We start from the raw sequence: 1,905 nt of genomic DNA on the forward strand, positions 1-1,905 counted from the left end.
CACCGAACTCGTCGCCGGCTGTCCCTGGCTACCCACCGGCGCAGCGACCACCTGACCAGTCACGCGGTGGAAAGGGTAAGGTGGCCCAGATGGAAGAGCGAATTCTTCCGAGCGCAGGTGGGCGACGCGTCGCGATCTACGGCCCCAATCTCAAGGGTAGCGTCGTGAAGGGGATTGAAAACCTGGGCGTTCCGGTCTTCAGAAGTATGGACGATCTGATTGCTTGGATCGGACCAAAACCATGACGGAGACGGTGGTCCTGGTTGTCGACGACCGAACAGTCGACCTGGGTAAGCTGGCAGAATTCGTGCAATCGGTCGGCGACGTCTCAGTCAATGGTGCTGTCCTGACGCTTCAACGCGGCGACGAACACTGCTATGTAGTAGAGGTGTCCGATCCCGAAGTCGACGGCATTTTTGAAGATTGGCCGGAGGTTCAAGTTCCGAAATCGCCGAGCGCCATTTTTAGCGTGGATTACCGCGCGCCTGATCTCGTTGTTGCGCTGGTGCATTCAATTGCACAACGGTGTTCGTTAACCGTCGACACCAATTATGGCCAAGTTGTGTCGGGTGGAGGCGTGGCGCCCGACATGTTGCGTCCCATGTGAAATTTCGAGTCGTCTCTATCCCTGTTGAGGCCCGCCCGCTTCGGTCACGGATCGTAGCGGGCGGCCGTACAAGGATGTCCTTGTCTGCTCCGGTTGCCGTCATGGTTCCCGTCAGGCGGCGTCAGACATTCCTACATGCCGATTCCATGCTGAAGTCGCGGATGGCGGAGGCGCTCTGCTCGGTGCCGTGCCGCTCGCGGCGCGGCGTCGATCGCCGGAAGCACGTCGTTGGCCGGCCAACACAGCGATCGTCACGGCCTCGGGTGGTCGATGGCCGGCCAAGCGGACTTGCGTGGCGGTTCGGTGTTATGGGCGTGCGCGCGGGGCCGTAGGTCGTAGCGCGTGCGCGCGGCCCGGCTCTGCCGGGCCGGTCTTGATCCTGTAGAGCAGTTTTGAGCCAGTCGGATCTTGGCCGAGGGCCCTGGTCTGGCTGGCTTACTGCTTCGGTGTGCGCTGGCGACTGCTGCGGGGGCGCTGGCGGGCGCTGACGCTTGATCGTCGTCGCTGGGGCGTCGGAGGTGTTCGGGTTGCTGGGCGAAGTTGCCTCGGTTGGCCTGGTATTTGATTACGTCGTCGATGAGATCGCTGTTGGTGTCGGCGTGGCGCAGCAGGTCGTGCAGGGCCGTGTTCTTGTCGTCGGCGGTGCGGGCGTGGTGGTAGCGGATGGTGATGCCTTGTTGGTCGGCGAGGTAGGCGGCGACTCGGCGGCGTAGGTCGGGGTCGTCGATGGGTTCGCGGAGGACGCCGCCGCGTAGCAGGTCGAACGCGTCGGGGTGGACGAAGGTGCCTTTGCCGGCGACGCTGTAGGTGATGCGCCGGTGTTGGAGTTCGCGTAGCGCGCGTTGGGCGGTCATGGAGGCCACGCCCGCGCACTTCATCGCGTACGCCGATGGTGAGGTGCGGCAGGAGTTCACAGTGACCTACCGTGCCCGAGTCACCGGCGGCACACTGGCCGTCAGCGATGAGTCCACCGAGGTTAGCTTCATCTACCCCACCGACGACACCGTCCGACTCCGCCTCCACCACCACGCCGAAGGTCGCGACACCCCCTACCTCGGATAGCGACATCTATCGATGCCTCGGCCGCCAGCGAGCGCGGACGTCTCCCCAGGTCACCGTCGCCGTTAACATCGATAGATGTCGACTGGGGGGGCGGCGCTACCCACAAAAGGCCAGGTGAGAGGCCAAGAATACGTAGGTCACACTGCGTGACGGGGTGAAAATCTCACACGTACGTGACTGGTCAGGTGCTCGTCGGCGGGTCGGCTTGACCTGGGTCGTTCGGGTTGGATCATGGT

General features: G+C 63.4%; 2 protein-coding genes and 2 pseudogenes. 3 read left to right on the forward strand and 1 reads right to left on the reverse strand.

Annotated features, from left to right (window positions below; translation table 11 throughout):
* Both V6U90_RS33175 and V6U90_RS33180 read left to right on the forward strand, forming a co-directional pair.
* Nucleotides 1-245 (forward strand): hypothetical protein (locus V6U90_RS33175; RefSeq protein WP_334445092.1); only part of this gene is annotated, 245 nt, incomplete at its 5' end.
* Nucleotides 242-607, forward strand: a complete 366-nt coding sequence (locus tag V6U90_RS33180) for a hypothetical protein (RefSeq protein ID WP_334445094.1) — start codon at nt 242-244, stop codon at nt 605-607. The genes V6U90_RS33175 and V6U90_RS33180, both read left to right, overlap by 4 nt.
* Before the next feature lie 435 nt (nt 608-1,042).
* On the opposite strand, the pseudogene V6U90_RS33185 reads toward V6U90_RS33180, so the two are convergent.
* Nucleotides 1,043-1,485, reverse strand: a pseudogene (locus V6U90_RS33185) (hypothetical protein).
* Here V6U90_RS33185 and V6U90_RS33190 point away from each other — a divergent pair.
* Nucleotides 1,472-1,669: pseudogene (locus V6U90_RS33190) on the forward strand (NUDIX hydrolase); the annotation flags it as partial. The pseudogenes V6U90_RS33185 and V6U90_RS33190 sit on opposite strands and share 14 nt — an antisense overlap.
* Nucleotides 1,670-1,905 lie beyond the last annotated feature (236 nt).

The sequence above is a fragment of the Micromonospora sp. CPCC 206060 genome (assembly GCF_036906895.1).
Classification (GTDB): Bacteria; Actinomycetota; Actinomycetes; order Mycobacteriales; family Micromonosporaceae; genus Micromonospora.

Excerpts from the sequence above, each read along its gene's own strand:
- V6U90_RS33180 (WP_334445094.1), top strand. The coding sequence starts at position 242 with ATGACGGAGACGGTGGTCCTGGTTGTCGACGACCGAACAGTCGACCTG.